Raw genomic sequence first — 3489 nt, forward strand, 5'->3', positions numbered from 1 at the left:
TTTTACAAGAATATGAATTAAAAGCAAGTGATAACTGGAAACATACCTTTACAGGTTTAGATAAATATGAAGATGATGGTACACTAATTAAGTATGAAGTAGTAGAAAAGAATGTACCTGAAGGATATACATCAGAAGTTACAGGAACGATGGGAGACGGATTCACAATCACAAATACAAATGTAGAAAAAGTGGAAGTATCCGTAACAAAGAAATGGGTAGGACCTGCGAAGGATTCTATTATTGTAGAACTTAAAAAAGTTGGAAGTAATGATGTTTTACAAGAATATGAATTAAAAGCAAGTGATAACTGGAAACATACATTTACAAATTTACCAAAATATGAAGATGATGGAACAGAAATCAAATACGAAGTAGTTGAAAAATCTGTTGGTGCAGGATATATATCATCTATTGAAGGAACAATGGAAGATGGCTTCACAATTACAAATACAAATGTAGAAAAGGTAAATATCCCTGTAGAAAAGAGATGGGTAGGAGATGTAGGAAATTCTGTACTTGTAGAACTTAGAAAAGTAGGAAGTAATGATGTAATCCAAGAACACGAACTAAAAGCTAGTGAAAATTGGAAGCATACATTTGAAGGTTTAGACAAGTACGAAGCAGACGGAACAGAAATCGAGTATGAAGTAGTTGAAAAGAATGTGCCTGCCGGTTATGAAGTTAGTTATGAAAAAACTCAAAATGGAACTATCATAATTAAGAATACAAAGATAAAAACAGAAGTTAAAGTAACTAAAGAATGGGTTGTTGATGAAGATGAACATCCTACAATTAAATTACAACTTCTAAAGAACGGACAAGCAGAAGGAGAACCAGTTGAATTAAGCAATGGAAATACTACTTATACTTGGACAAATCTTGATAAAGCAGATGCACAGGGAAATGATTATGTTTACACTGTAAAAGAAGTAGGAGAATTAGGAAATCATATTAAGCTTGGAGATAGTTGGTATAAAGTAATTTATGGTGGAAATCAACAAATAGGATTAACTGTTACAAATAAAAAACTTATACCATGGACACCAATTGTACCGCCAACAAGAAATCTAAAGGTAACTAAAGAATGGTTAGGAACAAATGGAAATCAAATAACAGCACCTGTAGATAAAATTGAAGTTGAATTATACAGAGATGGAAAAGCAACAGGACAAAAGCTTGAACTGAATAAAGAAAACAACTGGACAGGAGAATTCAAAAATCTAAAAGTGTATGAATCAATAGAAAATTCAAAAACTTATGAGTACACAGTTAAGGAAGTTGGAGAAAAGAATAATTCAGTTAAATTTGATGATAAGATATTCAAGGTAAGTTATTTAGGAAATATGAAAGATGGAATAAAAGTAGTTAATACAGAAAGTCCAGCTTTACCACCTTCAACACCTTCTGAAAAACCTAAAAAACCAAAATTAGCTAAGACGGGAATTGCAACAAGTACATCAATTTATTCAGGAATTTTAGCTATATCAGGTGGAATAATGTTATTCTTGAAAAAAAGAAATCAAAATAAAGATACAAATATATAAAATTTGATTTAAAAATGATATATGATTATAATAAAAAAAGTTAAGTAACTAAGGTTAGGGAGTAAAAATTAAAAATTACTCCCTAACTTTTTTATTGTGGAACAACAAGGTTCCCGGGTACCCACCCCGATGCGAAGTATCATGGAAGGGTGGGGTTTTCACTGTGCTTTTTTAAAAATAATTGAAAAGATAAAAATATTAAGGAAGTTTATTTGTTTTATAGTTAAGAAAATTATAAGAAAACATCTAAATATAAATAGTCATAAAGTCACAGGATGAGATTGATAAAAAAGAATAATTATAATAGGTAAAACGATATTTTTATATAAAAATAAATATTAAAAAAAGTGTAAAAATAGTAGACAGTTTATCTCATATTATGCTATAATTTAGCTAATAAAATTTAAAAAATTTAGTTATTAATTTTAAATATTAATTGGAAGAAATCGAATGCATTTTTAATTATTTTTATATGATAATTTAAATTTGCTGATAGTTTTTACATAAAGTTCAGTAATTCAAAGTTTTAGGACTATTTATAAATGTAAATAGTCTAAACTTTAATATGGAAGGAGTAATAAAATGAAAAAAAGAAGTAGGCAAATTTTTAAAAGTACAGTTTCGTTTTTGATTATATTTTTGATGGTAATATCAAGTGTGATTCAACCATCTTCAAAAACTAAAGCTGATGGTTTTCCTAATGATGCTACAGGAGTATCGCCGGATGGTAAATATTACTCAGCAGGGAATAAAAATCGTTTAGGGATGGTTACATCGGATGAATCACATACTCCAGTCGAGCTATTCGGTTTTTGCATGGCAAATAGCAAAAAATATCCCGGATATGATGCTGCAAAGGATGAATATTTTGGTGTATATGAACAAATGTTAAATCTAAATAAGGAGAGTTTTAATAAACTTGTTAGAGATAATCACTTACCAGGGGTTGTTTCTACAGGTCATGATGAACTTTGGAATAAAGTATCTAAACTTATTTATATTTATTTGAAAGATCCCACTGATGTTATCGGAAGATCCGGGTGGGCAACTCCACAAGATGCAATTAATGAATTTTATACTGTTGTTCAAAATGAAATATGGCGTTATACAGATGGTTACAAAGTTGATAAAGATAGTAACCAATATTGGTTTTATAAATACTCAAAACAGGGTCAAAAAGCAGTATACTTATTGCGTGAAGCCGTAGATAGTATCAATGTGCCTGCTGATTTTGAACTTCGTGGTTATAAACCCGAGGGGGTTCAAGGTCAAATCGGATATCAGGCTATTGTAACCGGTAGATTGAAAAAAGACCAACCAGTTGGAGAAATAAAAACAACAGTAATGGCTGGAGGAAAAACTTCAACTGAAAATGAAGTTGCAACATTAAAAGCAAAGGATATTGAAGGTGGGGTTGAAGTTTCAGACAAGATAACATATAAGGGACTTTATCCAAACGAAAAATATGATGTGATAGGCAAAATTTATGAAGTAAAATATGGAGAACTTGTTAATCCGGGACATCCGGTTTCTGTAGTTAATAGTGGTGATGATTTAAAAGCGGATACAACAGGAAAAGGTGAATGGACATTAAATTTTGGAAAACTTAATTTAGAAGCCGGAAAATCTTATGTGGTTTTTGAAACGGTAGTTTCAATGGAAAATGTAATAGATACAGATGGAGACGGAAAACCGGATAAGAAACAAGAATTAACACATGAAGATCCGAATGATAAATCACAGACATTTAGAATTTTACCTAAAGAAGAAGTTGAAAATGAAGTGGTTTTCAGCAAGGTAAATATAGCAGGCAAAGAAATAGCGGGAGCGAAAATTCAAATAAAAGATGAACAAGGACAATTAGTAAAGGAATGGATATCTAAAGAAAATCAAAGTGAAACATTTAAGTTGAAAGCCGGAACATATACATTCCATGAAGAAG

2 protein-coding genes are annotated in these 3489 nt (G+C 30.6%); both read left to right on the forward strand.

From position 1 onward, the window contains the following. Positions 1-1547: Cna B-type domain-containing protein (locus ACMX2D_RS07165; RefSeq protein WP_414973326.1), on the forward strand; the 1547-nt coding region annotated here is incomplete at its 5' end. A gap of 582 nt (positions 1548-2129) precedes the next feature. After that, on the forward strand, positions 2130-3489 hold a 1360-nt coding region (locus ACMX2D_RS07170; RefSeq protein ID WP_414973327.1), incomplete at its 3' end, for a thioester-forming surface-anchored protein.

This window comes from Parvimonas oralis (assembly GCF_047608425.1).
In the GTDB taxonomy this organism is placed as follows: Bacteria; Bacillota; Clostridia; order Tissierellales; family Peptoniphilaceae; genus Parvimonas.